The sequence below is a fragment of the Vibrio sp. 1402 genome, assembly GCF_033340275.1.
Genome location: NZ_JAWOWE010000118.1, coordinates 1 through 952 on the forward strand (window position 1 = coordinate 1; position 952 = coordinate 952).

At 46.8% G+C, this 952-nt stretch carries 1 pseudogene; it reads right to left on the minus strand.

Annotated features, from left to right (window positions below):
• Window positions 1–73: 73 nt before the first annotated feature.
• Window positions 74–952 (minus strand): annotated as a pseudogene (locus R7044_RS24535) (phosphoglucomutase, alpha-D-glucose phosphate-specific); the annotation flags it as partial.

Below are 952 nucleotides of genomic sequence, written 5' to 3' on the forward strand. Positions count from 1 at the left end.
CATAAATAGAGAGTTAACGACGAGTTGTAAAAAAGGCGACCATCTGGTCGCCTTTTTGTCAGAGTAGGTTTAATTACAAACCTGCAGCTGCAAATACTTGATTCACAATCTCTTGTGCTTCAGCTTCAATTTGTTTTAGGTGTTCTTCACCCTTGAAGCTTTCACAATAGATTTTGTAGATGTCTTCCGTACCCGATGGACGAGCAGCAAACCAACCATTTTCAGTCGTCACTTTCAATCCGCCAATCGCCGCACCGTTACCAGGAGCGTGTGTTAGACGCGCCGTAATCGGATCACCTGCCAGTGTTTCTGCTGCAACCATTTCTGGCGACAGTTTCTTCAACACATCTTTTTGAGGTCCATTCGCTACCGCTTGAATACGATTGTACTTAGACTCACCGTGTTTAGCGGCAAGCTCTTCGTAGTATTCTTGTGGGTTTTTACCCGTTACCGCAGCAATCTCTGCCGCTAACAAACATAGTAAGATGCCGTCTTTGTCTGTTGACCATGGTGTTCCATCTTTACGTAGGAAAGAGGCACCTGCGCTCTCTTCACCACCAAAACCAAACTTGCCAGTGTAAAGGCCATCGACAAACCACTTGAAGCCGACAGGCACTTCACACAATTCACGACCCAAATCGGCTACTACTCGCTCAATAAGTGCACTTGAAACCAGCGTCTTACCAACAGCAACATCTTTACCCCACGCCTCACGATGACGGTATAGGTAGTCGATACAAACCGCTAAGAAATGGTTCGGGTTCATCAAACCTTTCGGCGTCACGATACCATGACGGTCATAGTCTGGGTCGTTACCAAACGCAAGATCGTATTCATCTTTCAGAGCTAGCAGACCAGCCATTGCGTATGGAGAAGAACAGTCCATACGAACCACGCCGTCCTTATCAAGCGACATGAACTGGAATGATGGGTCAATCGCTTCGCTGACCAA